Genomic DNA, 25,507 nt, shown 5'->3' with positions numbered 1-25,507 from the left:
GCTGCAATGGGTTTTGATCGCAGAGCTTTTATCCAGCTGATCACTGGAGGCACCGTCGGCATCCTCTTCACGCCGGTGGTGTGGAAACTTCTTGATGACGTGTCCATCTGGACACAGAACTGGCCGTGGATACCCACGCTCAAATACGGTGAGAAGACCGACAGGCCCGCCGTTTCAAAAATCTGTAATTCCGGTTGTGCCGTGAACGTGCGCACCGTGGCCGGAAAGGCCTTCGGAACCGAAGGCAATCCGGAGAACCCCCTGAGCCGCGGCGGCATTTGCCCCCTGTGCTCCAACGGGGTCCAGCTGATGCGCAGCCCGAACCGCATCAAGACGCCCATGGTCAAGGGCGGCGACGGTTCGCACAAGGCCGTGTCCTGGGATGAAGCCATGGATACGCTCACCGGCAAGCTTCAGGCCGCCGGCAGCAGCGTCGGATTCATCTCCGGCGACCTTACCGGTACCGCCAACGAAGTCTACTCCGCATTCGTCAAGGGCGCGGGAAGCGACGACTTCTTCAAACTGCCCGGCTCCAATCAGGCCGCGAGCCGCGCCTGGAACGGTCTCATGGGCGGCAAGGGCCAGATCGGCTACGACCTGCCCAATGCCGACCTCGCGCTCCTCATCGGGGCGGACGCCCTCGAGTCCTGGGGGCCGACCGTCTGGAACCAGAAGGCATTCTCCGATTCCCATCCGATGGGCGAGAAGTCGACCTGCAAGTACATCTTTGCCGGTCCGTCTCAGCAGAACACTGCTTCTGTATGCGACGAATGGATTCCTCTGGCTCCGGAAGGCGAAGCAGCCTTCATGCTGGGCGTGGCCCACTCGCTGCTGCAGGCCGGCATGACCGTCGACGCTTCCGATTTCGAGGCGTTCAAGACCGTGGTCATGAAGGATTTCAATCCTTCCAAGGTCGAAGCCGCCATCAAGGTGCCGGCCGCCTCCATGGCCTCCGCCGCCAAACAGCTCCGGGCCGCATCCCGTCCCGTCGTGATTCCTTCCGGAAACTCGGTGGCGGCGCATGCCGCTGCGTTTGCCCTGAACATGCTTCTGGGTAACCTCAACCGCAAGGGCGGCATGACCACCGTGTCGATCTTCCCGCTGGTTGTGGAGGGCGCGATGACTCCGGAGGAAACCTACGAGAAGGATGTCGTCAGCTGGTTCGCCAAGGGCGCCAATCCCGACGTGCTCATCACCGCCGACTGCAACCCGGTCTACTCCCTCCCCGTCGAGGTCAAGGCCGGATTCATGGTCGCGATAGCCACTGAAATGAACGAGACCGCCGCAGCTGCAGACCTGATTCTGCCCGCCGCGCACCCCTACGAGCGTTTCGAGGACCTGCAGACCCCGTACGGCGTGTCCAGCGCGGTCTATACCGCCAGTGTCCCGGTCGCCGACCCCGCATTCGATTCCATGGCTCCGGCTGACATCGTGCTCAAGCTCGCTGACGCAACCGGTTCCGGACTCGGTGCGGATAGCTTCTCCGAAGTGCTCATGGCCAAGGCCGAGATGATTGGTGCCGAATGGGATGACTACTTCGGCGTTCCGTCCTTCGAGACCGAAGCCGTCGCCGAACAGGACGGTCCGAGCCTCGCCGCCAGAACGCTGGCCAAGGCCGCCGCTCCCGTCCGCGGCACCGGCGCGGTCGCTCTTGCTCCTTACACCATGCTCACCGTCGGCACGGACCGTCAGGCCACTGCGCCCAACGCTCCCTGTGTGGTCAGCAGGAACCAGATCATCGGCGACACCATGGTTGTGATGATGAACTCCGCCACCGCCCGCAAGATTGGTGTCGGGGAGGGCTCCAAGGTCAGGATGGCCGGAGGCACAGGCAATGCCGAAGCCCTGGTCCACATCTACGAGGGTGTTCTGCCCGGAGTGGTTGCCGCTCCGTTTGGCTTCGGACACACCGTCGGCGACGAGTTCTCGAAAGGCAAGGGTGATAACGTCTACAAGATCCTCACGGTGACTTCTGAGGCCGCCACCGGCGCGTCCGTCTGGAACGGTTCCACCGTGAACGTCACCAAACTGTAGGGGGAACCGTCATGCAGACAAAAGAATTCAAAATCAAATGGGGGATGGTCATTGACATCGACAAGTGTACGGGCTGCGGCGCGTGCATGGTCGGTTGTCAGGTCGAGAACAACATCGCCCCCATGACCAAGAAAGACCCGTATAACTACCTTCAGTCCATCACCAAGGACAGGGATGACGCATCCAACAAGCTGCGTACCCTGACCTGGATGACCGTATACGAGCTGTCCAACGGGGAAAAGTTCCCCAACCACGAAGTGGCCTACCTGCCGCGCCCCTGCATGCAGTGCGGCACTCCTGCCTGCGTGCCCGTCTGTCCGGTCATCGCGACCGACAAGAACGAAGAGGGCGGCATTGTCAGCCAGATCTACCCGCGCTGCATCGGCTGCCGGTACTGCATGGCTGCCTGCCCGTACCACGCACGCTACTTCAACTGGTGGGACCCGCTCTGGCCGGAAGGCATGGACAAGGTTCTCAGCCCGCAGGCTTCCGTTCGTCCGCGCGGCGTGGTCGAGAAGTGCAACTTCTGCCACACCCGCTACATGAACGCCAAGGAAGAAGCCCGGCTGAACGGTGAAGATCCCGAAAAGCTGGCGGAAGACGCATACATCCCGGCCTGCGCCGAGATCTGCCCGTCCGGCGCCATCGTCTTCGGCGATCTGAACAATCCCGATCACAAGGTTCACCAGCTGGCCAAGAGCCCGCACGCGTTCCGTCTGCTCGAAAAGCTCGGCCTCGATCCGCAGGTCTACTACATGAGCAAACGCGAATGGGTGCGCATGCAGGGTGACAACCACGCCGCCAAGGCCAAGCACTAAGGGAGGTCACCAAAATGGATAGCAAACTCTTCCCTGAAGGTGTCCAGCGTTGCTCTTTCGGCAAGTTCGCCGTTTGGATGGCTGTCATCACGGCCTTCTTCCTCTGGGGCGTCTACGCAGCCGTGCTCGTGCTCTACAACGGAATCGGCACCACCGGACTGGACAACTACTTCGGATTCGGACTCTGGATCACGTTCGACCTCGCGGTCATCGCACTGGGCGCCGGCGCGTTCTTCACCGGCTTCCTGAAGTACATCCTCAAGATCAAGCAGCTTGAAAAGATCATCAACCTGACGGTTATCGTCGGTTTCATCTGCTACTCGGGCGCCATGCTGGTGCTCACTCTGGACATCGGGCAGCCCGGTCGTGCCTGGTTCGGCTACTGGCATCCCAACGTCCACTCCATGCTGACGGAAGTTATCTTCTGCATCACCTGCTACTGCACCGTGCTGATCATCGAGTACATCCCGCTGATCCTTGAGCAGAAGCAGCTGAACAGGATTCCGTTCCTCCACGCTCTGGCTCACAACTTCCACGTGAACATGGCGCTGTTCGCCGGTATCGGCACGTTCCTGTCCACGTTCCACCAGGGCTCTCTGGGCGGCATGTACGGTGTCCTGATCGGTCGCCCCTACGCCTTCCGCGATGGTTTCTTCATCTGGCCGTGGACCTTCTTCCTGTTCGTCATTTCCGCGGTTGCCTCCGGTCCGGTCTTCACCGTTCTGGTCTGCACCCTCATGGAAAAGCTGACCGGCAAGAAGCTCGTCGAGTACAAGGTCAAAGCCCTGATGGGCAAGATCGCCGGCTCCATGCTCTGCGTGTACATGTTCTTCAAGATCCTGGACACCTACGCATGGGCTGTGGGCTACCTGCCTTCCGTCGGCCTGACCTTTGACCAGATGTTCTACGGTCTCGCGTACGGCAAGTGGATGCTCTTCACCGAGATTATCCTCTGCGGCGTGGTCCCGGCCATCATGCTGATCGTTCCCTCGATCCGCAACAAACCCTCGCTGCTCTACACAGCTGCGATTCTCAACTGCATCGGCGTGACCATCAACCGTTACGTCTTTACGGTGCAGACCCTCGCGTTCCCGGCCATGCCGTTCGACGAATGGTTCGTCTACTACCCGAACTGGGTTGAGTGGGCTTCCTCCATCATGATCGTCGCCTACGGCTTCCTCGTGCTGAGCCTGTCCTACCGTTATCTGCCGGTCTTCCCGCAGGAGCGGAAGCTCAATTACAGCACCGAGTCCTAGCCGGAACGGTTGCTCGCATTCAAAAGGCCCGGGGCGGAAGCTCCGGGCCTTTTTTGCATTCGATTGTGTCAATTTGGCGGACTGAACCTACCCACTGGATTTTTTTGTCAGTGGAAGAGAAACTAGAGCAGGCAAAAAAGCTCCGCCAGAAGCGGAGCCTTAAAGGTTTATAGGGCAGGTGTCACACTTGGTTGCGGAGTTTCAGCTCAAGCGGGTGCGGATGCATATACACCTGATCCTGAAGGTACTCCTTGTCGTATTTGCGAATGAAGTGATTCAAAAGGGTTACCGGAACGATGAGCGGGACGAGCCCGTTGCGATAGGCGTCAATAAGTTCAAGGACTTCCTTCTTTTCATCGGAGGTCAGGTCCTTTTTGAAGTAGCCCATGACGTGCATAAGCACATTGGAATGCTTTTTGGGAGTGGCCTTGAGCTGAAGTGCCCTGAAAAGGCTGTCTCCATACTCCGTGAGGACCTCCTCGAACGGACGCTCCTTGGCGTTGGCAACGAGCTTCCCGAGTTTACGGTATTCCTCTACGCTGTTGGACATGAGTTGGAGCTTGTGGCGGGTGTGAAAATCCACAAGGGCGCCCACGGTCTGCGGGCCGTCCAGAAGTTCATGCCAGCGGTGAGAAGTGAACAGGCGGGTGATGAAGTTTTCGCGGATTACCGCGTCGTTCAGGCGTCCGTCATCCTCGACGGGAAGCATGGGAAACCGGTCCATGAAGCGTCGGGCGAAAAAACCTACTCCCGCCGTGCTGCGGGGCTGCCCGCCTTCCGGAGGGTAGATCTTCACCCCGCGCATCCCGCTTGACGGTGACTTCATCTTGAAAATGAAAGCGCAGAGGCGTTCGTCTTCGAGCCGGGCAAGCTCTTTCCGGCTCCACTCGTCCATGCGGTCGGACCAGTCTTCGCCGCTCTTGCTTCCCACCAGTCTCGGGCTGTTCACATCGCCCACGAGCCGGACAGCTTCACGGGGGATTCCCATGCCGGTTCCCACTTCAGGGCATACAGGAACGAACTCCACAAACTGGGCCAGCGTGTCGCAGATGTAGCGGTCGCGCTGGTGTCCGCCGTTGTACCGTACATTTTCCCCGAGCAGGCATGCGCTGATGCCTACACGGGGTTTATCATTGGTGTGCTGAGTATTCATGCGCCGATTGTACGACAACATGAAAAAAAGGGAAGGGAAATTCAGTTATTGTTTTCAACGCACTGACGGAGAGGGCATCCGCAGTCGCCGGACAGGGCTAGGACCTTTTCACATTCGCCGTGTCCCATGACCAGTTCACAGCCTCGGACTCGGATTTTCACCGGTCCTCCTCCAGCGGAAAGCACTTCCACGGGGCAGCCGGGGGTGATCCCGAGCGCAAGCAGACGCGACCTGGCGCGGCAGCCGCCGCAGATTTCGGAAACGGTGACCGTGGAACCGGCCGGATATTCGGTAAGGGGCTTTGCTGTCATTCTTTATCACCTCGGTGAGACTGAAAGTAGTTCTCAGGTTCGTTGTTGTCAACGGTAAATCCTAGTAGAGAGGGTGACAATCGGGACTTGGTCCGGTAGAAATCCGGGACGCATTGCCCGTTGCGTTTACAGGCATAAGACGATATGAAACGGCCACCCGCCCGCTGGGGTGCGGCCCCGCCAGTGCCTAACCTTCAACCGCTTTGGTGAGTCCATGCCCAAACGTTCCGATTTGAAAAAGATCATGCTCATAGGCTCCGGACCGATCGTCATCGGTCAGGCTTGTGAATTCGACTACTCCGGCACTCAGGCCCTCAAGGCCCTCAAGGAAGAGGGATACGAGGTCGTGCTGGTCAACTCTAACCCGGCGTCCATCATGACGGACCCCGAGCTAGCCGACCGTACGTACATCGAGCCCATTGAACCGGAAACCGTCGCGAGGATCATTGAAAAGGAACGGCCCGATGCGCTGCTTCCGACTCTCGGCGGCCAGACCGGCCTCAACACGGCGATAGCCGTTGCGGAAATGGGAGTGCTTGAGAAGTACGACGTCGAACTCATCGGCGCCGACCTTGATGCCATTCAGAAGGCCGAAAGCCGCGAACTTTTCCGAAAGGCCATGGAGAACATCGGTCTTACCGTCCCCCTTAGCGGCATTGCCCGCAATCAGGACGACATCCGCGAGTGGGGGGAGAAGCTCGATTTCCCCATCATCATCCGACCGGCCTTCACCCTGGGTGGAACTGGCGGCGGTGTTGCCTACAACATGGAGGAGCTCGTCGAGATAGCCTCCAAGGGTATCGCGGCAAGCATGCAGAATGAAGTCATGCTCGAAGAGTCCATTCTCGGATGGAAAGAGTATGAGCTTGAAGTCATGCGCGACAGCAAGGACAACTGCGTCATCATCTGTTCCATCGAGAACCTCGACCCCATGGGCGTCCACACGGGCGACTCCGTGACCGTGGCTCCGGCGCAGACCCTGACCGACGACGAGTACCAGAAGATGCGTGACGCATCGTTGGCCATCATGCGCGAAATCGGCGTCGAGACCGGCGGCTCCAACGTGCAGTTCGCGGTCAACCCCGCGAACGGCGACCTTGTGGTCATCGAAATGAATCCGCGCGTATCGCGTTCTTCCGCGCTCGCTTCCAAGGCTACTGGCTTTCCCATCGCCAAGATCGCCGCCAAGCTCGCCGTGGGATACACCCTCGACGAGATCCCCAACGACATTACGCGCGAGACCATGGCGAGCTTCGAGCCCGCCATCGACTACTGCGTCATCAAGATTCCGCGCTTTACCTTTGAAAAGTTCCCGGGCGCGGAGGATTATCTCTCAACCGCCATGAAGTCCGTGGGCGAGACCATGGCCATCGGTCGTACCTTCAAGGAGGCCCTGCAAAAAGGGCTGCGCTCGCTGGAAACCGGACACGTCGGCCTCGGCAAGCGCTTCGAGAAGTGCGAGATCGAGCGCGACGAGCTGCTTCAGCTTCTGAGAAAGCCCAACTCGCAACGGATGTTCGCCCTGCGAAACGCCATGCGCTGCGGCATGAGCCTTGAGGAGGTACACGACGCCACGTGGATCGATCCGTGGTTCCTCGGCCAGTTCCGCGATGTGTTGGACATGGAAGAGCGCCTTATCGAGTTCGGCATCAAGGAAGGCATTGAGGAGGGCAACCCAGAACTGCCCGGCATCCTCAGGAAAGCCAAGGAATACGGCTACTCCGATGCGCAGCTCGCCACCATGTGGAAGACCTCCGAGGACGCTGTCCGCAACCTGCGGCTCAAGCTGGACATCAGGCCCACCTACTATCTGGTGGATACCTGCGCGGCTGAATTCGAAGCGTACACTCCCTATTATTACTCCACCTATGAAGGCGGAGCCGAGGTCGAGCCTGCGGAAGGGCGCAAGATCGTCATTCTCGGCGGCGGCCCCAACCGGATCGGTCAGGGCATCGAGTTCGACTACTGCTGCTGCCACTCCTCCTTCCTGCTCCGTGAGATGGGCGTCAAGTCCATCATGGTCAACTCCAACCCGGAGACCGTTTCCACCGACTACGACACGTCCGACAGGCTCTACTTCGAGCCGCTGACCTTTGAGGACGTGATGAATATCATCGACTTCGAAAAGCCCGACGGCGTGGTGGTGCAGTTCGGCGGTCAGACGCCGCTCAACCTCGCCATCAGGCTCATGAACGCCGGCGTGCCGCTCATCGGCACTTCGCCGGACGCCATCGACCGTGCCGAAGACCGCGAGCGCTTCAAGCAACTGCTCAACAAGCTGCACCTGAAGCAGCCGCCGAACGGCACCGCCATGAGCATGGTGGAGGCCCGTGAAATCGCTGAAAAGCTCGGGTTCCCGCTTGTGCTGCGCCCCTCCTACGTACTGGGCGGGCGCGGCATGGACATCGTCTACAGCATGGACGACTTTGAGCGGTACTTCAGCGAATCCGCGCTGGTTTCGCCAGAGCATCCGACCCTCATCGACAAATTCCTCGAATATGCCGTGGAAGTTGATGTGGACGCCCTCTGCGACGGGGAGCAGGTCTACATCGGAGGTGTCATGGAGCACATCGAGGAGGCGGGGATTCACTCCGGCGACTCGGCTTCGGTGCTGCCGCCGTACAGCCTTTCGCCCGAAATGGTGCGTGAGATCGAGCGCCAGACCACGGCCATGGCCCTTGAGCTTGGCGTGGTGGGCCTCATGAACGTGCAGTACGCCATCAAGGACGACGAGGTGTACGTCATCGAGGTGAACCCGCGCGCCTCCCGGACCGTTCCGTTCGTGTCCAAGGCCACCGCGGTCCCCATGGCCAAGCTCGCCACCCGAATCATGATGGGCGAAAAGATCAAGGACCTCGACCCGTGGTCCATGCGCAAGAAGGGACACGTGTCCATCAAGGAATCCGTCTTCCCCTTCAACCGCTTCCCGAACGTGGACGTGCTGCTCGGACCCGAGATGCGCTCCACCGGCGAGGTCATGGGCATCGACGAGTCTTTCGGGCTGGCATACATGAAATCCCAGCTCGCGGCAGGGCAGAAGTTGCCCAAGGGCGGCAACGTCTTTGTTTCCGTCAACGACTGGGACAAGAACAAGGTGCTTCTGCCGGTGCGCGACTTTCAGGATATGGGCTTCACCATTCTGGCAACCGGTGGAACGGCGGATTATCTCGAGGAGAAGGGCGTTCAGGTTCAGCGCGTCTACAAGGTGCACGAGGGACAGCGTCCCAACGTCGTGGACCTCATCAAGAACGGCGACATAGACCTCGTGCTCAACACTCCCTCCGGCAAGAAGACGGTGGGCGACTCCAAGATGATCCGGCAGGCCACGCTGCTGTACAACATCCCGTACACCACCACCATCTCCGGTGCGCGAGCGGTTGCTCAGGCGATCTACGAGCTTCGCGAGACCGGTCTCGTGGTCAAGAGCATTCAGGAATACTACGGCTAAAAGGCCGGGGGAACATTGGCGTTATGAAGAAAGAGTATTGCGGACTGTTCGGTATCTACGGCCATACCGAGGCCGCTCGCATGACCTACTTCGGGCTGTATGCCATGCAGCACCGGGGACAGGAGTCGGCGGGCATCGTGACTTGGGACGGCTCGAAAATCCGTGAACAGAAAGGCATGGGGCTGGTCCCCGACGTCTTCAACGAGCGTCACATCGGCAAGGAGCTCAAGGGCGACATAGCCATGGGCCACATCCGCTATTCCACAACGGGTGCCTCGCTGATCCGCAACGCACAGCCGTTCATCGTGCGCCACGGCGACCTGCGACTGGCCGTGGCCCACAATGGCAACCTCGTGAACACCTACGAGCTGCGCCGTGAGCTTGAAGAGCAGGGCAGTATCTTCCAGACCACCATGGACACGGAAGTGTTCGTGCACCTGATCATCAAGAACCTCAACGGCAGCAACAGCATTGAGGAGGCGGTCAAGAAGGCCTGCGCCAAGATCAAGGGTGCCTACTGCATGCTGATCATGGCCAATGACAAACTGATCGCGGTAAAGGATCCCAACGGGTTTCGTCCGCTTTCGCTCGGCCGCCTCGGCGACCGTTATGTCCTGGCCTCCGAGACCTGCGCCTTCGACCTCATCGAGGCCGAATATCTCCGCCCCCTTTCTCCGGGCGAGATGCTGGTTATCGAGGACAACAAGATCACCAGTCATCAAGCCGCTGAACCCGGCGAGAAGAAGCAGTGCATCTTCGAGCTGATCTACTTCGCGCGTCCCGACTCCTACGTCTTTGGCGAGGTGGTCTACGAGCGCCGCAAGGAAATGGGAAAGGTGCTTGCGCGTGAGGCGCCGGTGGACGCTGATATCGTCATGCCGTTCCCGGACTCCGGAAACTATGCGGCGGTTGGCTATTCTCAGGAATCCGGCCTGCCGCTGGAGCTGGCCATGATCCGCAACCACTACGTTGGCCGCACCTTCATCCAGCCCTCGCAGGACATGCGAGACTTCTCGGTCCGCGTGAAGCTCAACCCGGTGCAGAGCATGATTCAGGGCAAACGCATCCTCATTGTGGAAGACTCCATCGTGCGCGGCACCACCACCCGCACGAGGGTCAAGAAGCTGCGCGAACTCGGCGCACGCGAAATCCACATGCGCGTGAGCTGTCCGCCCATCAAGCATCCCTGCTTTTACGGCATCGACTTCTCCTCCAAAGGAGAGCTGCTTGCTGCCAACACCTCGGTGGAGGACATCCGCCGCTACCTCGGGCTGGATTCACTGCACTACCTGAGTATCCCCGGGCTTCTCAGCTCCGTTTCCGAAGGCGACAATTACTGCCTGGCCTGCTTCGACGGCGACTATCCGATCTCCATCGACGGCGAGGCCGGCAAGCTCTGCCTTGAGGATCAGGGCGCGCCGGGCATCATCAAGCACTGCTGCTAGGAGCCGACATGGTGAATGCCGAAAAGTGGATCAGCATCGCCCGTCGTGTGCTCGATACCGAGATCGAAGGACTTCAGGCCGTTCGGCAGCAGCTGGACGGCGGCTTCTCACAGGCCGTTGAGGCCATGGCCGCCTGCACGGGCCGCGTGGTAATCTCCGGCGTGGGCAAGTCCGGGCTCGTGGGGCGGAAGATAGCGGCCACGCTTTCTTCCACCGGAACGCCGTCGTTCTTCCTGCATCCGGTGGAGGGGGCGCACGGCGATATGGGCATGATCCGCGACGAGGACGTGGTGCTTGCCATCTCCAACAGCGGCAACACCGACGAAGTCAACGCGATTCTGCCCACCATGCGTTCGCTGGGGGCAACCATTGTCTGTCTGGTCGGGCGCTGCGGGTCCCGCATGGCGGAGCTTTCCGATATCGTCATCGAGGCGGCGGTGCCGCGCGAGGCCTGTCCCATGGGACTTGCGCCAACTGCCAGCACCACGGCGCACCTTGCAGTGGGCGACGCCATGGCCGTCTGTCTCATGGAACACAAGGCGTTCAAGGAGAGCGACTTTCAGCGTTTCCATCCCGGCGGCTCTCTCGGCCAGCGCCTCTCCTTGTGCGTTGACAACCTCATGCATACGGCTAATATCCCCGTTGTTCAGACCGGAACCGCGCTGGAGCGGGCCCTCTCGGTTCTCAATGACGGGAAGCTGGGGCTGGTCGGCGTGATCGACGGAGAAAGGCGACTTTTGGGCGTGCTCTCGGACGGTGATGTGCGCAGACTTTTCTGCGCTGACGGGCTGGATCGCGGCGCATCCATCGACGAGGTGATGACCTCGGACCCCAAGCGCGCGCGGCTTGGAGACAGCGCGGCGCATGTGCTGGATATCATGGAGTTGCATCAGATAACGGTTCTGCCGGTGGTCGGCGACGACGAACGGCTGGCGGGCCTCGTGCATCTGCACGATCTGCTCGGCAAGGGGCAGCTCAGTTTTTCCAAACCGGAGCCTGACGGGGGATAACCCGCCTGAATTGGAGTTTTGTGACGGATACAATCGTCAAGGACCCTCACGTATGCGTTCGATGCGCGGAGCACGGTCCCACCTGCTGCCGGATCACCCCGGGGCAGGAGGAGGTCTGTTTTCCGCTCTCGACCACCGAATGGGAGCGCATCCGGGATTTCCAGCCCGACAAGGGCGGCTTCGTGAAGGAAGCCAACTCGCAGGCCTTCATCGACAACGTCAAACGTCTTTTTCCCGGCGAGGACGATGCCGTGGCGGAACTCTTTCCCGAGCGGGGAGAGCACGTCAGGCTTGCTCTGCGCTCAGACGGCTCCTGTCGGTTTCTCGGTTCGCAAGGGTGCGTTCTGCCCCGTGAGTCGAGACCGTACTACTGCCGCCTTTACCCTTTCTGGATTGCCGGAGGCGAAATACTCGTCTTCGAATCCCCCACATGCCTGGCGCGGCGCGAATGCCGCAGCCTCAACTGCATGATGAGGACCCTGAAAACCAATGCGGCCACCGTGCGCGACCTGTACGGGCGGCTGCGTCTGGCGTGGGGCCTGCCCCCGGCCAGAGGAATGCGCAAGGTCAAGCGCACGTTCTGATCAGCTTATGAAAATTCTCAAATATCTCGGTATATCGTTCATCGTCTGCGCCTTTCTGGGAATTGTCGGCGCCGTGGTCCTGTACAACTGGGCCGCAAAAGACCTGCCCGGATTCAAGAACATCACGGACTACAATCCGCCGCTGGTGACCACCGTCTACGCCAAGAATGACGAAATTCTGGGGTATTTCTACAAGGAAAAGCGTTTCCTTGTGACGCTGGATCAGATGAGCCACTGGGTTCCCAAGGCCTTTCTGGCCGCGGAGGATGCATCGTTCTATCAGCACGAAGGGGTGGACCTTACCGCCATTTCCCGCGCGTTCGTCATCAACATGAAGGCGGGCAGGGTGAAGCAGGGCGGCAGCACCATCACCCAGCAGATCATCAAGAGGCTGCTGCTGACAAACGAACGCAGTTACGAGCGCAAACTGAAGGAAGCGATCCTCGCCTATCGCCTCGAGCGGTACCTGACCAAGGACGAGATCCTTACCATCTATCTGAATGAAATCTATCTCGGTGCCCACTCCTTCGGCGTGGAGGCGGCGGCACGGTCCTACTTCGGCAAGCACGCAACGGACCTGACCATTGCCGAATCCGCGCTGCTGGCGGGGCTGCCCAAGGCTCCGAGCCGGTACAACCCCTACGAGAATCCGCATCTTGCCAGAAAGCGCCAGATGTACGTGCTCGGCCAGATGCTGGTCCACGGCTGGATCTCTCAGGAGCAGTACGACGAGGCCGTGGCTGAAGAGCTCGAGTTCACCAGCATGCCCGAACCCTCTTGGGAGGTCGGCCCGTATTATCTCGAGGAAGTGCGCCGCTGGCTCATCGACCGTTTCGGTGAAGACGTCACCTACAACGGCGGGCTGACCGTCACCACGTCCTGCGACATCAAGCACCAGAAGGCCGCGGATGCGGCCCTCAAGCGCGGACTGGAGAATTCCGCGCAGCGTCGCGGCTGGACCGGCCCGATCGACAATATTTCGCTCGGCAATGCATCGGAAGTTTTCGAAGAAGGCCCGCAGGAGCGCGAAGCGCTTTCCAAGGGACAGTGGGTCAAGTCCGTGGTCACGGGGGTGAAGAAGAATGGAGCCTCGGTCCGCTTCGGTAAGTTTGAGGGCTTCATGCCGCTGGAGAGCATGTGGTGGGTGCGTGAGCCGAACCCGGACAAGTCTCACGAGCAGGTGCCCAATCCGGACGATGCCCGCGAGGTCCTCAAGAAGGGTGACGTGATATGGGCGTCCGTACTGAAGGTTCCCGAGAAGGAATCCAAGCCCGTGGACGTGGCGCTTGAACGCAGGCCGGAAGTGGAGGGGGCCATCGTTTCCATGGACCCCAAGACAGGGGAAGTCCTTGCGCTTTCCGGGGGGTATTCGTTCTCCCGCAGTCAGTTCAACCGCGCTACACAGGCCCGCAGGCAGTGCGGATCGGCTTTCAAGCCGTTCGTCTACTCCACGGCCATCGACAACGGCTTCACTCCGGCCTCCATCGTCATGGACTCGCCCATCGTCTTTGCCAACGAGGAAGAGGGCAAGCTCTGGCGTCCGGAAAACTTCGCCAACACTTTCAAAGGCCCGACCCTGCTGCGCACCGCGCTGGTCAAATCCAAGAACACCTGCACCATCCGCGTGGCCCAAGAGCTCGGCATCCGAAAGATCATCGAGCGCGCCAGAACCATGGGCCTCGACTCCGAGTTCCCCGCCGACCTTTCCGTGGCACTCGGTTCGGCCTCCGTCACGCTCATGAACATGGTGCAGGCATATTCGGCCTTTGCCCGTGACGGCTCCTACGTCAAGCCGCGTATGGTCCTTTCGGTCAAGAGCGCGTGGGGTGACGAGATGTACACCTCCGAGCCGGAAGCCGTGGACGCCATCAGCCCGCAGACCGCATACATAATGGCCTCGCTCATGAAACAGGTTGTCAGCGACGGCACCGGCTGGCGCGCCCGCGCCCTGAAGCGTCCCATAGCGGGCAAGACCGGAACCACCAACAACGAGCAGGACGCGTGGTTCATGGGGTACACTCCCTATCTCGTCACCGGCGTGTTTGTCGGCTTTGACGAAATTCGCCCCATGGGCAGGTGGGAGACCGGCTCGCGGGCCGCAAGCCCTATCCTGGTCCAGTATCGAAAGGCGGTGGAGGAAGATTATCCGTATCAGGACTTCCCACAGCCGCCGGGAATCGTTATGGCTAAGGTTGACGCGAAGACCGGCAAGCTGGCAGGCCCCGGTTCCGAAGAGAGCTACTTCCTGCCGTTCAAGGAAGGCACCCAGCCCACGGAAATGGCGGGAGGCGCGTCCGAATCCGGCGAGGAAGGCTCTTCGGCCGGTGACGACCTGTTCAAGCAGATATTCTGATAAGTCAGTAAAGGAGGTCTCATGCGGCTGGACATGTTTCAGGTGGACGCGTTCGCCTCGACCCTGTTTTCCGGAAACCCGGCAGCCGTCGTCCCTCTTTACGAGTGGCTGAGCGACGAGCTCATGCAGTCCATCGCGGCCGAAAACAATTTGGCCGAGACCGCGTTCATCGTGCGCAAAGGCGAATACTACGAGCTGCGCTGGTTCACGCCCGAAGAAGAGATGGACCTCTGCGGCCACGCCACGCTGGCCACCGCGCATGTGCTCTACGAGTTCCTCGGCTACCGGGACCCCGTCGTGGTCTTCGAGACCAAGAGCGGACGCCTTCTGGTGGAACGCGAGCCGGACGGCTCCTACGCCATGGATTTCCCCTCCTGGCCGCCCAAGGAAATGCAGGTCACCGAACGGGTGACCAAGGCGCTGGGAGTTCGTCCCCAGGAACTGCACGCCAATCATCGCGATATGGTCGCGGTCTTCTCGTCCCGCGAGGAGGTCGAGGCGCTGCGCCCCGACTTCAGACAGGTGGCGCAGCTTGACTGCATGTGTCTCATCTGCACCGCACCGGGACTGGATTACGACTTTGTCTCCCGCGTCTTCGTGCCGGAGGAGGGCATCCCGGAGGACCCCGTCACCGGCTCGGCCCACTGCGCGCTGGTTCCGTTCTGGGCGGAGCGGCTGGGTAAGGAGACTCTCAACGCCTATCAGGCCTCCCGGCGCGGCGGCGAGCTACGTTGCAGAATGCTGGGCGATCGCGTCAAAATCGCAGGAAAAGCAGTGAGTTATCTTGTTGGAACCATCCTGCTGGAGGACTGATCCATGCCTTTCGTCAACGTCACCACGAATATCGAGCTTGATAAGCAGCGTCTGGACGAGACGCTCGGTGCGCTGTCCCGTTTCATCTCGGATCTGCTCGGAAAGCCAGAGACCTACGTCATGGCGCAGATGCAGCCCGGTGCGTCGCTCATGTTCGGTGGCTCTGCCGATGCGGCGGCCTACGTTCAGCTTGCGAGCATCGGGCTTCCGACAGACAAGACCGGAGACTTTTCTCGGGAGCTCTGTACATTTCTGGAGAGCGCGCTCGATATTCCCTCGGATCGCATCTATATCGCCTTTGCCGATCTTGAACGGACCATGTTCGGCTGGGATAAAAGGACATTCGGGTGATGCTCCGAGGTGTAGTCCTGACCGTGCTCGTGTTGGGGCTGATCGCCTTCGCCCGCCCTGCCTTTTCCCTGACGGTCATTACCGAGCACGGCATTCCGGCCGCTTTCTATGACGAAGAGGGAAAGCTGACCGGCCTGTGCATCGAGGCCGTGCGAGATATTCAGCGCCGGGTAGGCGATGACTCGCCCATTCGCGTGCTTCCCTGGGCCAGGGCTTACAGCATTGCCCAGAGCACTCCGGGAGTGCTCCTCTTCCCCACCACACGCACACGGGATCGCGAAAGGCTCTTTCACTGGATTGGGCCGATGCTTCGCATAAAGTGGGGGCTGTACGGTCTGGAAGGGCGGCTGGAGCTGGAAAGTCTGGATGAGGCAAAAACTCTTCAGCGCATCGGCGGCATCCGGGGCGACGCCAAGATGGAATTTCTGAAAAGCAGGGGATTCGACAATCTTGAGGAAGTCAGTTCTGGCAGGATGAATATCGCCAAACTCCGCCATGGTCGGCTGGATGCATTTTTCACCAGCAACATCGGAATGCTCGGCGCCGATAGGGTTGAGGGCGTTTCCTCCGAGGGCATCGTGTCGCTGCTTACCGTGCGGGAAGTGGATTTGTATCTGGCGTTCTCGAAGGGGACCTCGGAGGTCGTCGTGGAGCGATGGCGACGTGCCCATCTGGAGCAGCGTCGTGACGGAACGTTCAGGCGGCTTTATGAAAAGTGGCTGCCCGGAGAGTCCATTCCCGAACTCCCCGGGGCAAACCAGTAGCTTTCCGTCGAATCAAAGCAGGTCGATCTTCCAGTTGAAGGTGCTTGTCCGGCTCGGCTTGGGCACGGCCTTGGGCCAGAACTCGCGCATGGTTGCGAACATGCGGAATCCCGCTTTTTCCAGCGCCCGCCGTTCCTCGGTGAGGTCCAGCTCCCAGCCCGGATAAATCCAGTAGTTCTCACCGTGCTTGCGAATCCACGCCACTTCGTTCATGGGGCTGCGCAGGGGCTCCTCCACCCGGATTCCTTCCGCCAGAATGCGCGAAATGCCGAAGGGCCACAGCCCCTTGATTACCATGCCGAGCGGCAGGGGGGTGCCCCGGAGCATGGCGTAGGTTTCTTCGCGGTTCAGCTCGGGGCTGACATAGGCGGCCTTGAAGCCCATATCCTTGAGTGTCCCAAGCGCCATGCGGTTGCTGACGTTGCAGAACGGGCCGGCTGTCAGCTCCACGTTGTGGTCCGTGAACAGCGAGACCTGCCACGGTGCGTTGAGCACGAAGCGCTTGGCTCCCTTGCGCACGGCCTCGCGGATGATGGAGCGCCATTTCTTTTCTTCGTCCGGCCAGATGACCGGCGGCATCCACCAGCCGATCTTGGCGGCGGACTTGGCCGAAGCGCTTTGTAGCGAGCTGCGGTCGAGCCAGAGCGCCGGGTCGCCGAAGACGCGGCCATTGGGCGGTGTGCGGAAAACGGAAATGTCACGGGCCTTGCCCTGCTTTTCCTTCACCTGCTTGGGGTATTTCGGCTTGAAAACCGGAGCCTCCCGTTCCTCGTCGGACGGTTCGGGCAGGTTCGCCCCCAGCTCCCGGATGAGTGTTTCCAGCTCCTTCTCTCGGCGGTCCACCAGAAAGACCTTGGCTTCCAGCGGTGCGGCCGGTCCTTTCACGCCCTTGGCGGGCATGATGTCGAAACGTCCGCGCTTGGGGATGCGCTTGCGCACTCTGATGGTTCGGTGTCCTTTCTGGTCCTCGTAGCCCACGCGAAGCATGTCGCCCGGCAGGAGTTCCTCGCGGGTCTGGAAATACATGCGTTTGCCTTCGCGTTTGACCTGTCCGACAAAGCGCCCCGAGGCGGTCTCCTGCCCCGGCGTTACCGGCACGAAAGGACGCTGCGGCAAAAAGACCGAATGGCTCGTGGGTCTGCCCAGCGCCAGGCCGAGCAGTTCCTGCGCCATCTTCTTGCCCTGCGCGTCCGGGTTGTCGCGCAGCATGGTGTAGGCCTTGGTGGTATAGTACACGTAATGCGGACCCTTCTTGCGGCCTTCGATTTTCCACGAACCCACTTTGGGGACGTCGAGCAGAGGCTTGGTCAGCACGTCGAGGCTCAGGTCCATGCACGAGAAGAGGCGGTCCGGTCTGGACTGCTTTTCCGTGCGACGGTACAGGCGGCGGCAGGGTTGGACACAGCGCCCGCGCAGACCGCTTTTTCCGCCGAGAAAGCTCGACCAGTAGCAGCGGCCGGAAACGCAGTGGCAGAGCGCGCCGTGCACGAACACTTCAAGGTCCATCGACTTGGGGCAGGCCGCGGCCATCTGCTTGATCTCGTCGAGATTCAGCTCTCTGGGCAGGACGGCGCGGTCGATGCCGATTTTGGCGGCTGCCGCGAGTCCGGCGGGGTTGGACATGTTCGCAAGCGTGGAGAGGTGCATCTCCCCCTTGAATCCGGCCTGCTTGGCCAGCGTGGGCATGGCCAGGTCCTGAAAGATCAGGGCCTCGGGCTTCACGTCGGCGGCGAGACGCATGATCAGGCGGCCAGCGGATTCGACATCTCCGGGCTTGACCAGCGTGTTCATTGCGACGTAGGTCTTGACGCCGCGCTCGCGTCCGAGGCTTGCCAGCGCGGCAAGCTCGCTGATAGAGAAGTTTTTCGCCTGCATGCGGGCCGAAAAGTGTTTCAGGCCCACATAGACCGCGTCCGCTCCGGCCGCCACTGCGGCGAGGAAGGAGTCGCGGTCGCCCGCCGGAGCGAGTATCTCTGGTTTGTTTTTCGTCATGTATCTTTTCCAAGGATGGTTGAATGGCCCTCAGGAATTGCCGGAATGTAAAGGTATTGGATATCACCCCGGTCGGTCAATCGCCCAGGCCGGAAGAGTTTTTCGAACTCAGGCTGGAGCGCCCGGACTGGGATGACTGGAAACCGGGGCAGTTCGTCATGATCCGCCCAGTTGGCTGGCCCATGGACCTGCTCTGGGGCCGCCCCTTTTCCATCTGTTCCGGCGATGCGGAGTCCGTCACGCTCTTCGTGCAGAAGGTCGGACGCGGCACCGCCCGGCTGAGTGAGCTGAAGAAAGGCGACACGGTCGCCATGTGGGGACCGCTGGGCAACTCGTTCCCTGTCGATGCCACAAGGCCCACGCTCATGCTTGCCGGGGGCATCGGCATAGCCCCCTTTCGCGGATATGTCGAGCAACATCCGCTCCCCGAGAATCTCAAGCTGTTCTTCGCACACCGCATGGCTGTGGGCTGTTACCCGTATGAGCGCATGTCCGCAACGGTGAATGCCGAGTGCATGGTGGAGGCCCGGCGCGAAGATCTGGCTGCAATCATTGAACGAATGGGTGAACTCGTGGATCGGTACCGTGACGGGCTTATCCTGTGCTGCGGGCCGACGCCGTTCATGAAGACCGCGCAGAAGTTCGCGCTGGAAACCGGAGCCGAGCTGCATGTCTCTCTGGAAAACCGCATGGCGTGCGGCGTGGGAGCCTGCCTCGGGTGCGTCTGCAAGGACGGGAAAGGACATCATACGCAGGTATGCACCAAAGGGCCTATCTTCCGGGCCGACAACGTGGAACTGTAGGAGGGGGCATGGAAGCCAAGGATCTTCAGGTATCGTTTGCGGGACTCGCCATGTCCAACCCGGTCATGACCGCCTCCGGCACGTTCGGCTTCGGGCTGGAGTTCGCCCCTTACGGCGACCTGTCCAGACTCGGCGGCATCGTTGCCAAGGGACTCTCCTTAAAGCCGCGCGAGGGCAACCCCATGCCCCGTATCGCGGAGACGCCCTGCGGCATGCTCAACGCCATCGGCATCCAGAACCCTGGCGTCGAAGCCTTCGTGAAGCAGGCGCTTCCGGCGCTCAGGCGTCAGGATACGGCGGTGGTCGCCAACCTCTACGCCTGCGACCCGGAAGAGTTCGGCGAGCTGGGCGGCATCCTCGCGGCAGAGGAGGGGGTTCACGCGCTTGAGGTCAACGTGTCCTGCCCCAACGTGAAGGAAGGCGGCGCGGCATTCGGGCAGGATCCGACCCAGATCGCCCGGGTGACCGAAGCGGTCAAGAAGCGTTCCGGCGATACCCCGGTCATCGTCAAGCTGTCCCCCAACGTCAGCGACATCGCCACCTGCGCACGTGCCGCCGTTGACGGCGGGGCGGACGCGCTCTCGCTCATCAACACCCTCATCGGCATGAGCGTGGATGTGCGTAATCGCAAGCCGAGGCTTGCCAACGTGGTGGGCGGACTCTCTGGGCCCGCCATCAAGCCCGTGGCGCTTCGTTGCGTGCATCAGGTCTGCCGGGCAGTGGATGTTCCGGTCATCGGCATCGGCGGCATCGCCTCGGCCGAGGACGCGCTGGAGTTCATCATGGTGGGCGCGCACGCGGTTCAGGTGGGCACGGCCAACTTCCTGCGCCCGGACTTCGCCTTCGACCTGCCGGAAGAGATGGCCGCACTGCTGACCGAGCTGGGCGTGGAGCGGCTTGAGGACTTCCGCGGCAGCCTCGAGATCCCCCTCTAACCGGGCTTAATTGCAAAAAATTTAAATTTCTTTGCGATTAGGGGTTGCCAGCCGTTTTGAATTTGGGTAAACACCCTTTCTCACGACGCGGAGAGGTGTCCGAGTCCGGCTTAAGGAGCACGCCTGGAAAGCGTGTGTGGTTACGGCCACCGGAGGTTCAAATCCTCTCCTCTCCGCCATATTTTTCCAAGGGCTACGACTGAGGTCGTAGCCCTTTCTTTTTGTTCGGGGCCTGCTCCTGGTGGCCTCATGGAAAGGGGAGACCTTTCCCATGCGTAAGAGTGGGGGCGTCTTTTCAGAGCATTGAATCGTTGAGAAACACTTGACATCAAGGCGGGGTCGAGCGTAAGAACTAGCTCCTTCGCGGCCGAAGCCGCGTAGTGTAGGGAAGCCGGACGGCGGTTTCGTCGTGAAACCCGTCAGGCCCGAAAGGGAGCAGCGGTAGCGGTTGTTGCCGGGTGTCCGGTTTCCCTGGCAGGGGCGTCCATAAGGACGTCCCTGCCTTTTTTGTATGCAACGAACGAGAACGGTTGTTTCAATGAGCCTCGCCATCATTCCCGCCTTCATAGAACGCAATTTCCTTCCCCTCGCCGTCGTGCTTTCTGCGGCTGCCCTGATTGATCCGGACTGGTTCACGTGGATAAAAGCCTACATCCCACACGGCCTCGGCGTGATCATGTTCGGCATGGGGCTGACGCTGACATTCGAGGACTTTCGGGATATAGCCCGCAAATGGAAGATCGTCGGGGCCGGTGTGCTGGTGCAGTATACGGTCATGCCGCTGTTGGCTTTCGGCATAGGCACGGCGCTCGGGCTGCCCGAGGAGGCGCTCATCGGCCTCGTGGTTGTGGGTGCCTGTCCGGGCGGGACGGCATCCAACGTTATTGCGCTGCTGGCGCGTGCCAACGTGGCTCTTTCCGTGACGCTGACGCTGGCCACGACCTGCATTGCGCCATTGGTGACTCCGCTCGTCACATGGGCTTTGCTGGATGCCCGCGTTCACATCGACGTAGCCGGAATGATGGAGTCCGTGTTCTGGATCGTGGCCTTCCCCCTTTTCGACGGCCTCGTTCTGAGGCAACTGCTCAAGAAGCGCCTTGATCCTGTTCTGCACTGGTTCCCCTCCGTATCCATCGTCACCATCTCCCTTCTTATCGCCTGCATCATGGGGCTGAACCGCGATTTGCTTCTGGAGTTTCCCGTATTGGCCGCACTGGCTGTGGTGCTGCATAATGCCGGCGGCTTGCTGGCCGGTTACGGCGCCGGAAGATTCATGGGCTGTTCTGCTCGTGATCGCCGGGCTTTGGCCATTGAAGTGGGGATGCAGAATTCCGGACTCGGCGTAGCACTGGCCGTAAAACACTTCGGCGCCGCTTCTGCGCTTCCCGGCGCGCTGTTCAGTCTGTGGCACAACGTCACCGGCATGATCCTGGCCCGACGCTGGTCCAAAAGTTCCTGATTTTCATAAGGTCTTTGTGCTCGGGGGGATGCCCTTTAGGGTGTGCGGAATTTTGTTTCCGTTACAGATGTGTAATATTGTCTTGACCTGTGTCACTTGTTTGATATGAGTATGCATCGAGTGAGGATGAATTTTTGCACATGACAACCTGATGCACACCTTGGGGAGATTTTTCATGAAACGCCTTATGATCTTTCTTGTTGCGGCCCTGATGACCATCGCTTTTTCGGCCTCTGCTTACGCCCATTTCGGCATGCTCATTCCCGACACCGACGAACTGACGCAGGACAACCGTTCCGTGGAGATGGAGCTTTCCTTCTCGCACCCCATGGAGATGCAGGGTATGGAGCTGGTCAAGCCTGATGAATTCTTTGTCGTGGCCAACGGTGAAGAGCGCATCGACCTCAAAGGCGAACTGAAACCCGCCGAGATTATGGGGCACGGCGCATGGAAGGCGTCTTTCACTCCCAAGGCTCCCGGTCTGTACGCATTTGTCATGAATCCCGTTCCTTACAAGGAAGACGCGGAAAACAATTACATCCAGCATATTACCAAGGTTTATGTGGACGCATACGGCGAAGGCGAAAACTGGAACAAGCCGGTCGGCCTCAAGACCGAGATTGTCCCGCTCACCCGACCTTTCGGCAACTATGCGGGCAACGTTTTTCAGGGGATCGTTCTCGTGGACGGCGAGCCTGCTCCCTTTACCCGCGTGGAAGTCGAATACTACAATCGCAAAGGCGACAGGCAGGCTCCCAATGACCGCATGATAACGCAGGAAGTTCTGGCCGATCAGGACGGCGTTTTCACCTTTGCCTGTCCGTGGAAGGGCTGGTGGGGCTTTGCCGCACTGACTACCGCGGACGAAGAGTACAAGGGACGCGAACTGGAGCTCGGCGCCGTGCTCTGGATGAATATGCAGTAATCGGGCGCGACAAACAGCATATGGCAGCAGGCCGCCGGAGTTCCGGCGGCCTGTTTTCTTTTGGATTTCTCGCTGTACCTTGCCAGCAGCGTTTATAGAAGGCATCTATGAACTGATGATGCGATCATCTTGGGTGGTGATTGGACATGTGGCCGCAAAAGCGTATTCTTTGATGGGGCGAGACTTCGCCCCGAAGGGGCCTTGAATGAGCGATACCGGTAAGAAGATTCTGTTGATTGCTGTGCTGGCTCTGGCCGTGGCCGCATTCTTCCATTTCGACCTAGACGAGAAGCTGACGCTCGAGAATATCAAGCAATCGCAAGCCGAATTGAACCGGCTTTATGAGCAACGGCCGCTGCTGCTCATTGGCGCGTTCGTGGCGGTATACATCCCTACGGTGACACTCAGCCTGCCCGGAGCGACGGTCCTCGCACTGGCGGCTGGGGCCATGTTCGGCGCTCTCGTGGGGACTGTCGTGGTATCGTTCGCCAGCACCATCGGCGCGACGTTCGCTTGCGCCATATCTCGCTATCTGCTGCGCGACTGGGTGCAAAAACGTTTCGGCGACAGGCTCGTGAAGATCAATGAGGGTATCCGACGCGAAGGGGCCTTCTATCTTTTTTCCATGCGCCTCATTCCGATTTTTCCTTTCTTCGTCATTAATCTGGTCATGGGCCTGACCGGTATGCCGCTGCGTACCTTTTATTGGGTCTCGCAGGTGGGGATGCTGGCAGGGACCTTCGTTTTCGTGAATGCAGGAAGCCAGATCGCACAGATCGACAGCCTCGGCGGGATTCTCTCACCACAGTTGCTGCTCTCCTTCGCGTTGCTCGGCGTTTTCCCGCTTGCCGCGAAAAAGGGCATGGCCTTCTATCGTAAAAAGACCGGCCGCAAGCCGGTGCAACCGCCGAAATAACGAGTCCTGACCATGGCAGACCTCACGGACAGTGCGGAGGATATCTCGGAAGCCTGCACAGGTTGCGGCGTGTGTGTCGCGTCCTGTGCTTTTCTCAGGAAATATGGTGATCCCCGCAAGCTGGCGGCAAAAACGGATACGCCCGAGGGACGGCACGTCGCGTATGAGTGCAGCCTGTGCGGATTGTGCGATGCTGTCTGTCCGGAGTCCCTCAGGCCGTCGCGCATGCTCCTCGACCTTCGCCGACGGGCGGTGAAAGCGGGTGAAGTCGACCTGCGGCCATATAAACCGCTTCTGAGTTATGAGCGAATCGGACGGTCCACACTGTTCAGGCTGTTTGCTGTCCCGGATTCAGCGGAGACCGTGTTTTTTCCCGGCTGCACGCTTCCGGGGACTCGTCCCCACCAAACGTTTCAGGCATGGGAGTATCTCAGAAAGATATATCCAGACCTCGGAGTCGTGTTGGAGTGCTGCTCCAAGTCGTCGCATGATCTTGGACTTCAAGGGGCATTTGAATCCGCTTTCTTTGCCCTGAGAGGCAGACTTATTGCCGCCGGTGTGCGTCGGGTCATTGTGGCCTGCCCCAACTGTCACAAGGTTTTCCGTCAGTACGGGGAGGGACTGGAATTGCTGACGGTGTACGAGGTCTTGGCCGAGCATGGCGACGTCTTTCCCGATGCTTCGGATGAACGCGCTTCAGTGTTGCATGACCCGTGTCCGCTTCGCGAGGAAGCCGCTATCCATGATGCGGTGCGGAAGCTCGCAGGGCGGCTGCCTTGCCGCGTGGAGTCGCCGAAACGATCTCGCGGTCGAACGCTCTGCTGCGGTGAAGGAGGCGCGGTGGGATTTATCGCCCCCGAACTCGCGGGAGAGTGGACGAAGCGTGTCCATCGTCAGGCCGGAGAGCGCAGGATCATCACCTACTGCGCAGGTTGCGCCGGATTTCTGTCAAAGGGGGGAGAGGCCGTGCATCTGCTCGACCTGTTTTTCGGTGAGGAATCTTCACGGCCTGTGGGATTTCCATTCACCTATCTCGCTCGGTTGCGGCTGAAGCGTCGTCTGCGACGAAAGAGTGGTTGCTGAGTCCTTTTGGAGAAGAAAAACCCCGCCGGAGCGGGGTTTTTTATTGTTATGGCTGGGGCCGCTAGACGCTGGCCGCCTTGCGGATGACGCGCACCAGCTGGTTGGTGAAGCCCGCTTCGTTGTCGTACCAGACGATGAGCTTGAGCTGGGTGCCATTCATGACGCGGGTCAGGGGAGCGTCGACCACGCCGCCGAAGGTGGAGCCGTTGTAGTCAATGGATACCAGCGGCTCTTCGGTGTAGCCGAGGGATTCGTTGGCAGCGGTTTTGAGGGCTGCGTTGACTTCTTCCGCAGTGGTGGATTTGTCCAGCTCCACCACGAGGTCCACCAGGGACACGTTGGGCGTGGGCACGCGAATCGCCATTCCGTCCAGCTTGCCGTTGAGCTCCGGCAGCACGAGGCCGACGGCCTTGGCGGCGCCGGTGGTGGTGGGCACCATGTTGACGGCGCAGGCACGGGCGCGGCGGATGTCCTTGTGGGAGCCGTCGAGGATGCGTTGGCTCATGGTGTAGGAGTGCACCGTAGTCATGATGCCGTGCTTGATGCCGAACTTGTCGTTGACGACCTTGGCGGCGGGAGCGAGGCAGTTGGTGGTGCAGGAGGCGCTGGAGATGATCTTGTGCTCCGCAGTCACATCGTCGTGGTTCACGTTGTAGACCACGGTGATGTCGGCGTTCTTGCCCGGTGCGGAGATGATGACCTTTTTGGCGCCGCAGGCGAGGTGCTTTTCGCAGCTCTCGCGGTCGGTGAACTTGCCGGTGGTCTCAATGACGAAATCGCAGCCAAGCTCGCCCCAGGTCCATTCGCCGGGCGCGTTGCGGGTGACCTTGATTTCCTTGCCGTTGACGCTGAAGCCGTTTTCGGTTGGCTCCACGCCGTCGAACGTTCCGTGAACGGAATCGTATTTCAGCAGGTGCGCCAGATCCTCGTTGGAGGCGCGGGCGTTCACCGCAACGATTTCAAGGTCCTTGTCGTCGGCGAGCAGGCGTGTGAGATACCTGCCGATCCTGCCGAATCCGTTAATGCCGAGCTTGGTAGCCATCTAATATCCTCC

The 25,507-nt window shown here is 60.2% G+C and carries 21 protein-coding genes, 1 tRNA gene, 1 other RNA gene and 1 pseudogene; 20 read left to right on the top strand and 4 right to left on the bottom strand.

The window, feature by feature from the left end:
- Window positions 1-6 precede the first annotated feature (6 nt).
- The 3 genes from qrcB to qrcD are packed head-to-tail and all read left to right on the top strand — an operon-like array spanning window position 7 to window position 4,108.
- The gene (gene qrcB, locus BR24_RS00455) at window positions 7-2,034 is read left to right on the top strand and encodes a menaquinone reductase molybdopterin-binding-like subunit QrcB (protein ID WP_496539542.1); all 2,028 of its coding nucleotides are present in this window, start codon (window positions 7-9) and stop codon (window positions 2,032-2,034) included.
- Between the two features lie 11 nt (window positions 2,035-2,045).
- The gene (gene qrcC / locus BR24_RS00450) at window positions 2,046-2,852 is read left to right on the top strand and encodes a menaquinone reductase iron-sulfur cluster-binding subunit QrcC (protein WP_496539541.1); all 807 of its coding nucleotides are present in this window, start codon (window positions 2,046-2,048) and stop codon (window positions 2,850-2,852) included.
- 14 nt (window positions 2,853-2,866) lie between these two features.
- The gene (gene qrcD / locus BR24_RS00445) at window positions 2,867-4,108 is read left to right on the top strand and encodes a menaquinone reductase integral membrane subunit QrcD (RefSeq protein ID WP_496539540.1); all 1,242 of its coding nucleotides are present in this window, start codon (window positions 2,867-2,869) and stop codon (window positions 4,106-4,108) included.
- 181 nt (window positions 4,109-4,289) lie between these two features.
- Here qrcD and BR24_RS00440 read toward each other — a convergent pair whose 3' ends face one another.
- Both BR24_RS00440 and BR24_RS00435 read right to left on the bottom strand, forming a co-directional pair.
- Window positions 4,290-5,261, bottom strand: coding sequence for a YbgA family protein (locus tag BR24_RS00440; protein WP_496539539.1), 972 nt, complete (start codon window positions 5,259-5,261; stop codon window positions 4,290-4,292).
- A gap of 41 nt (window positions 5,262-5,302) precedes the next feature.
- Window positions 5,303-5,572 (bottom strand): FeoA family protein, encoded by a 270-nt coding sequence (locus tag BR24_RS00435; protein WP_496539538.1) that lies wholly within the window; start codon window positions 5,570-5,572, stop codon window positions 5,303-5,305.
- 214 nt (window positions 5,573-5,786) lie between these two features.
- Here BR24_RS00435 and carB point away from each other — a divergent pair, with 214 nt between their 5' ends.
- From carB to BR24_RS00395, 8 genes are read left to right on the top strand one after another with little or no spacing between them, the layout of a single operon-like run.
- The gene (gene carB, locus BR24_RS00430) at window positions 5,787-9,020 is read left to right on the top strand and encodes a carbamoyl-phosphate synthase large subunit (RefSeq protein ID WP_496539537.1); all 3,234 of its coding nucleotides are present in this window, start codon (window positions 5,787-5,789) and stop codon (window positions 9,018-9,020) included.
- Between the two features lie 23 nt (window positions 9,021-9,043).
- Entirely contained in the window at window positions 9,044-10,465 is a 1,422-nt protein-coding gene (gene purF, locus BR24_RS00425) for an amidophosphoribosyltransferase (protein ID WP_496539536.1), read from the top strand.
- A gap of 8 nt (window positions 10,466-10,473) precedes the next feature.
- A complete protein-coding gene (locus BR24_RS00420) occupies window positions 10,474-11,475 on the top strand; it encodes a KpsF/GutQ family sugar-phosphate isomerase (protein ID WP_496539535.1) in 1,002 nt (333 codons plus the stop codon).
- A gap of 20 nt (window positions 11,476-11,495) precedes the next feature.
- Window positions 11,496-12,059, top strand: a complete 564-nt coding sequence (locus BR24_RS00415) for a zinc/iron-chelating domain-containing protein (RefSeq protein ID WP_496539534.1) — start codon at window positions 11,496-11,498, stop codon at window positions 12,057-12,059.
- A 7-nt stretch (window positions 12,060-12,066) separates the two neighbouring features.
- The gene (locus tag BR24_RS00410; RefSeq protein ID WP_496539533.1) at window positions 12,067-14,412 is read left to right on the top strand and encodes a penicillin-binding protein 1A; all 2,346 of its coding nucleotides are present in this window, start codon (window positions 12,067-12,069) and stop codon (window positions 14,410-14,412) included.
- Between the two features lie 21 nt (window positions 14,413-14,433).
- Window positions 14,434-15,225: a PhzF family phenazine biosynthesis protein gene (locus BR24_RS00405; protein ID WP_496539532.1), complete on the top strand. Its 792-nt coding sequence runs from the start codon at window positions 14,434-14,436 to the stop codon at window positions 15,223-15,225.
- A gap of 3 nt (window positions 15,226-15,228) precedes the next feature.
- Window positions 15,229-15,576 carry a phenylpyruvate tautomerase MIF-related protein gene (locus BR24_RS00400; RefSeq protein WP_496539531.1) on the top strand — a complete coding sequence of 116 codons (348 nt, stop codon included), beginning with the start codon at window positions 15,229-15,231 and terminating at the stop codon, window positions 15,574-15,576.
- Window positions 15,576-16,340: a substrate-binding periplasmic protein gene (locus BR24_RS00395; RefSeq protein WP_496539530.1), complete on the top strand. Its 765-nt coding sequence runs from the start codon at window positions 15,576-15,578 to the stop codon at window positions 16,338-16,340. The genes BR24_RS00400 and BR24_RS00395 overlap by 1 nt, the downstream gene beginning before the upstream one ends.
- Before the next feature lie 12 nt (window positions 16,341-16,352).
- Here the strand turns inward: BR24_RS00395 and BR24_RS00390 are convergent, their stop codons facing one another.
- Window positions 16,353-18,332, bottom strand: a complete 1,980-nt coding sequence (locus tag BR24_RS00390) for a peptidase U32 family protein (RefSeq protein WP_496539529.1) — start codon at window positions 18,330-18,332, stop codon at window positions 16,353-16,355.
- A gap of 23 nt (window positions 18,333-18,355) precedes the next feature.
- Here BR24_RS00390 and BR24_RS00385 point away from each other — a divergent pair, with 23 nt between their 5' ends.
- The 9 genes and pseudogenes from BR24_RS00385 (at window position 18,356) to BR24_RS00345 (ending at window position 24,453) form a co-directional block, all read left to right on the top strand.
- Entirely contained in the window at window positions 18,356-19,135 is a 780-nt protein-coding gene (locus BR24_RS00385) for an iron-sulfur cluster-binding protein (RefSeq protein WP_496539528.1), read from the top strand.
- Between the two features lie 8 nt (window positions 19,136-19,143).
- Window positions 19,144-20,070, top strand: a complete 927-nt coding sequence (locus BR24_RS00380) for a dihydroorotate dehydrogenase (RefSeq protein ID WP_496539527.1) — start codon at window positions 19,144-19,146, stop codon at window positions 20,068-20,070.
- Between the two features lie 89 nt (window positions 20,071-20,159).
- Window positions 20,160-20,249 (top strand) — tRNA-Ser (locus tag BR24_RS00375).
- Between the two features lie 203 nt (window positions 20,250-20,452).
- Window positions 20,453-20,548: signal recognition particle sRNA small type (gene ffs, locus BR24_RS00370), an RNA gene on the top strand.
- Between the two features lie 60 nt (window positions 20,549-20,608).
- Window positions 20,609-21,529, top strand: a complete 921-nt coding sequence (locus BR24_RS00365; RefSeq protein WP_496539526.1) for a bile acid:sodium symporter family protein — start codon at window positions 20,609-20,611, stop codon at window positions 21,527-21,529.
- 175 nt (window positions 21,530-21,704) lie between these two features.
- On the top strand, window positions 21,705-22,454 hold the full coding sequence (locus tag BR24_RS00360; RefSeq protein WP_496539525.1) for a DUF4198 domain-containing protein: 750 nt from the start codon (window positions 21,705-21,707) through the stop codon (window positions 22,452-22,454).
- 205 nt (window positions 22,455-22,659) lie between these two features.
- Window positions 22,660-23,370: a TVP38/TMEM64 family protein gene (locus tag BR24_RS00355; RefSeq protein ID WP_496539524.1), complete on the top strand. Its 711-nt coding sequence runs from the start codon at window positions 22,660-22,662 to the stop codon at window positions 23,368-23,370.
- Between the two features lie 12 nt (window positions 23,371-23,382).
- Window positions 23,383-23,571, top strand: a pseudogene (locus BR24_RS00350) (4Fe-4S dicluster domain-containing protein); the annotation flags it as partial.
- A 357-nt stretch (window positions 23,572-23,928) separates the two neighbouring features.
- Window positions 23,929-24,453 carry a heterodisulfide reductase-related iron-sulfur binding cluster gene (locus BR24_RS00345; RefSeq protein ID WP_496539552.1) on the top strand — a complete coding sequence of 175 codons (525 nt, stop codon included), beginning with the start codon at window positions 23,929-23,931 and terminating at the stop codon, window positions 24,451-24,453.
- Between the two features lie 61 nt (window positions 24,454-24,514).
- Here the strand turns inward: BR24_RS00345 and gap are convergent, their stop codons facing one another.
- On the bottom strand, window positions 24,515-25,495 hold the full coding sequence (gene gap, locus BR24_RS00340; RefSeq protein WP_496539523.1) for a type I glyceraldehyde-3-phosphate dehydrogenase: 981 nt from the start codon (window positions 25,493-25,495) through the stop codon (window positions 24,515-24,517).
- Window positions 25,496-25,507: the final 12 nt, after the last annotated feature.

Source organism: Pseudodesulfovibrio halophilus DSM 5663 (assembly GCF_059568665.1).
This window is presented reverse-complemented; position numbering and strand designations above follow the sequence as displayed.

What these genes read in the sequence shown, in the direction of transcription:
- BR24_RS00360 (WP_496539525.1), top strand. Translation starts at nt 21,705, where the DNA reads ATGAAACGCCTTATGATCTTTCTTGTTGCGGCCCTGATGACCATCGCT.
- BR24_RS00420 (WP_496539535.1), top strand. Translation starts at nt 10,474, where the DNA reads ATGGTGAATGCCGAAAAGTGGATCAGCATCGCCCGTCGTGTGCTCGAT.
- qrcB (WP_496539542.1), top strand. Translation starts at nt 7, where the DNA reads ATGGGTTTTGATCGCAGAGCTTTTATCCAGCTGATCACTGGAGGCACC.
- purF (WP_496539536.1), top strand. Translation starts at nt 9,044, where the DNA reads ATGAAGAAAGAGTATTGCGGACTGTTCGGTATCTACGGCCATACCGAG.
- BR24_RS00355 (WP_496539524.1), top strand. Translation starts at nt 22,660, where the DNA reads ATGAGCGATACCGGTAAGAAGATTCTGTTGATTGCTGTGCTGGCTCTG.
- qrcC (WP_496539541.1), top strand. Translation starts at nt 2,046, where the DNA reads ATGCAGACAAAAGAATTCAAAATCAAATGGGGGATGGTCATTGACATC.
- BR24_RS00390 (WP_496539529.1), bottom strand. Translation starts at nt 18,332, where the DNA reads ATGACGAAAAACAAACCAGAGATACTCGCTCCGGCGGGCGACCGCGAC.
- BR24_RS00400 (WP_496539531.1), top strand. Translation starts at nt 15,229, where the DNA reads ATGCCTTTCGTCAACGTCACCACGAATATCGAGCTTGATAAGCAGCGT.
- BR24_RS00405 (WP_496539532.1), top strand. Translation starts at nt 14,434, where the DNA reads ATGCGGCTGGACATGTTTCAGGTGGACGCGTTCGCCTCGACCCTGTTT.
- carB (WP_496539537.1), top strand. Translation starts at nt 5,787, where the DNA reads ATGCCCAAACGTTCCGATTTGAAAAAGATCATGCTCATAGGCTCCGGA.
- BR24_RS00435 (WP_496539538.1), bottom strand. Translation starts at nt 5,572, where the DNA reads ATGACAGCAAAGCCCCTTACCGAATATCCGGCCGGTTCCACGGTCACC.
- BR24_RS00440 (WP_496539539.1), bottom strand. Translation starts at nt 5,261, where the DNA reads ATGAATACTCAGCACACCAATGATAAACCCCGTGTAGGCATCAGCGCA.
- gap (WP_496539523.1), bottom strand. Translation starts at nt 25,495, where the DNA reads ATGGCTACCAAGCTCGGCATTAACGGATTCGGCAGGATCGGCAGGTAT.
- BR24_RS00385 (WP_496539528.1), top strand. Translation starts at nt 18,356, where the DNA reads ATGGCCCTCAGGAATTGCCGGAATGTAAAGGTATTGGATATCACCCCG.
- BR24_RS00380 (WP_496539527.1), top strand. Translation starts at nt 19,144, where the DNA reads ATGGAAGCCAAGGATCTTCAGGTATCGTTTGCGGGACTCGCCATGTCC.
- qrcD (WP_496539540.1), top strand. Translation starts at nt 2,867, where the DNA reads ATGGATAGCAAACTCTTCCCTGAAGGTGTCCAGCGTTGCTCTTTCGGC.
- BR24_RS00395 (WP_496539530.1), top strand. Translation starts at nt 15,576, where the DNA reads ATGCTCCGAGGTGTAGTCCTGACCGTGCTCGTGTTGGGGCTGATCGCC.
- BR24_RS00365 (WP_496539526.1), top strand. Translation starts at nt 20,609, where the DNA reads ATGAGCCTCGCCATCATTCCCGCCTTCATAGAACGCAATTTCCTTCCC.
- BR24_RS00410 (WP_496539533.1), top strand. Translation starts at nt 12,067, where the DNA reads ATGAAAATTCTCAAATATCTCGGTATATCGTTCATCGTCTGCGCCTTT.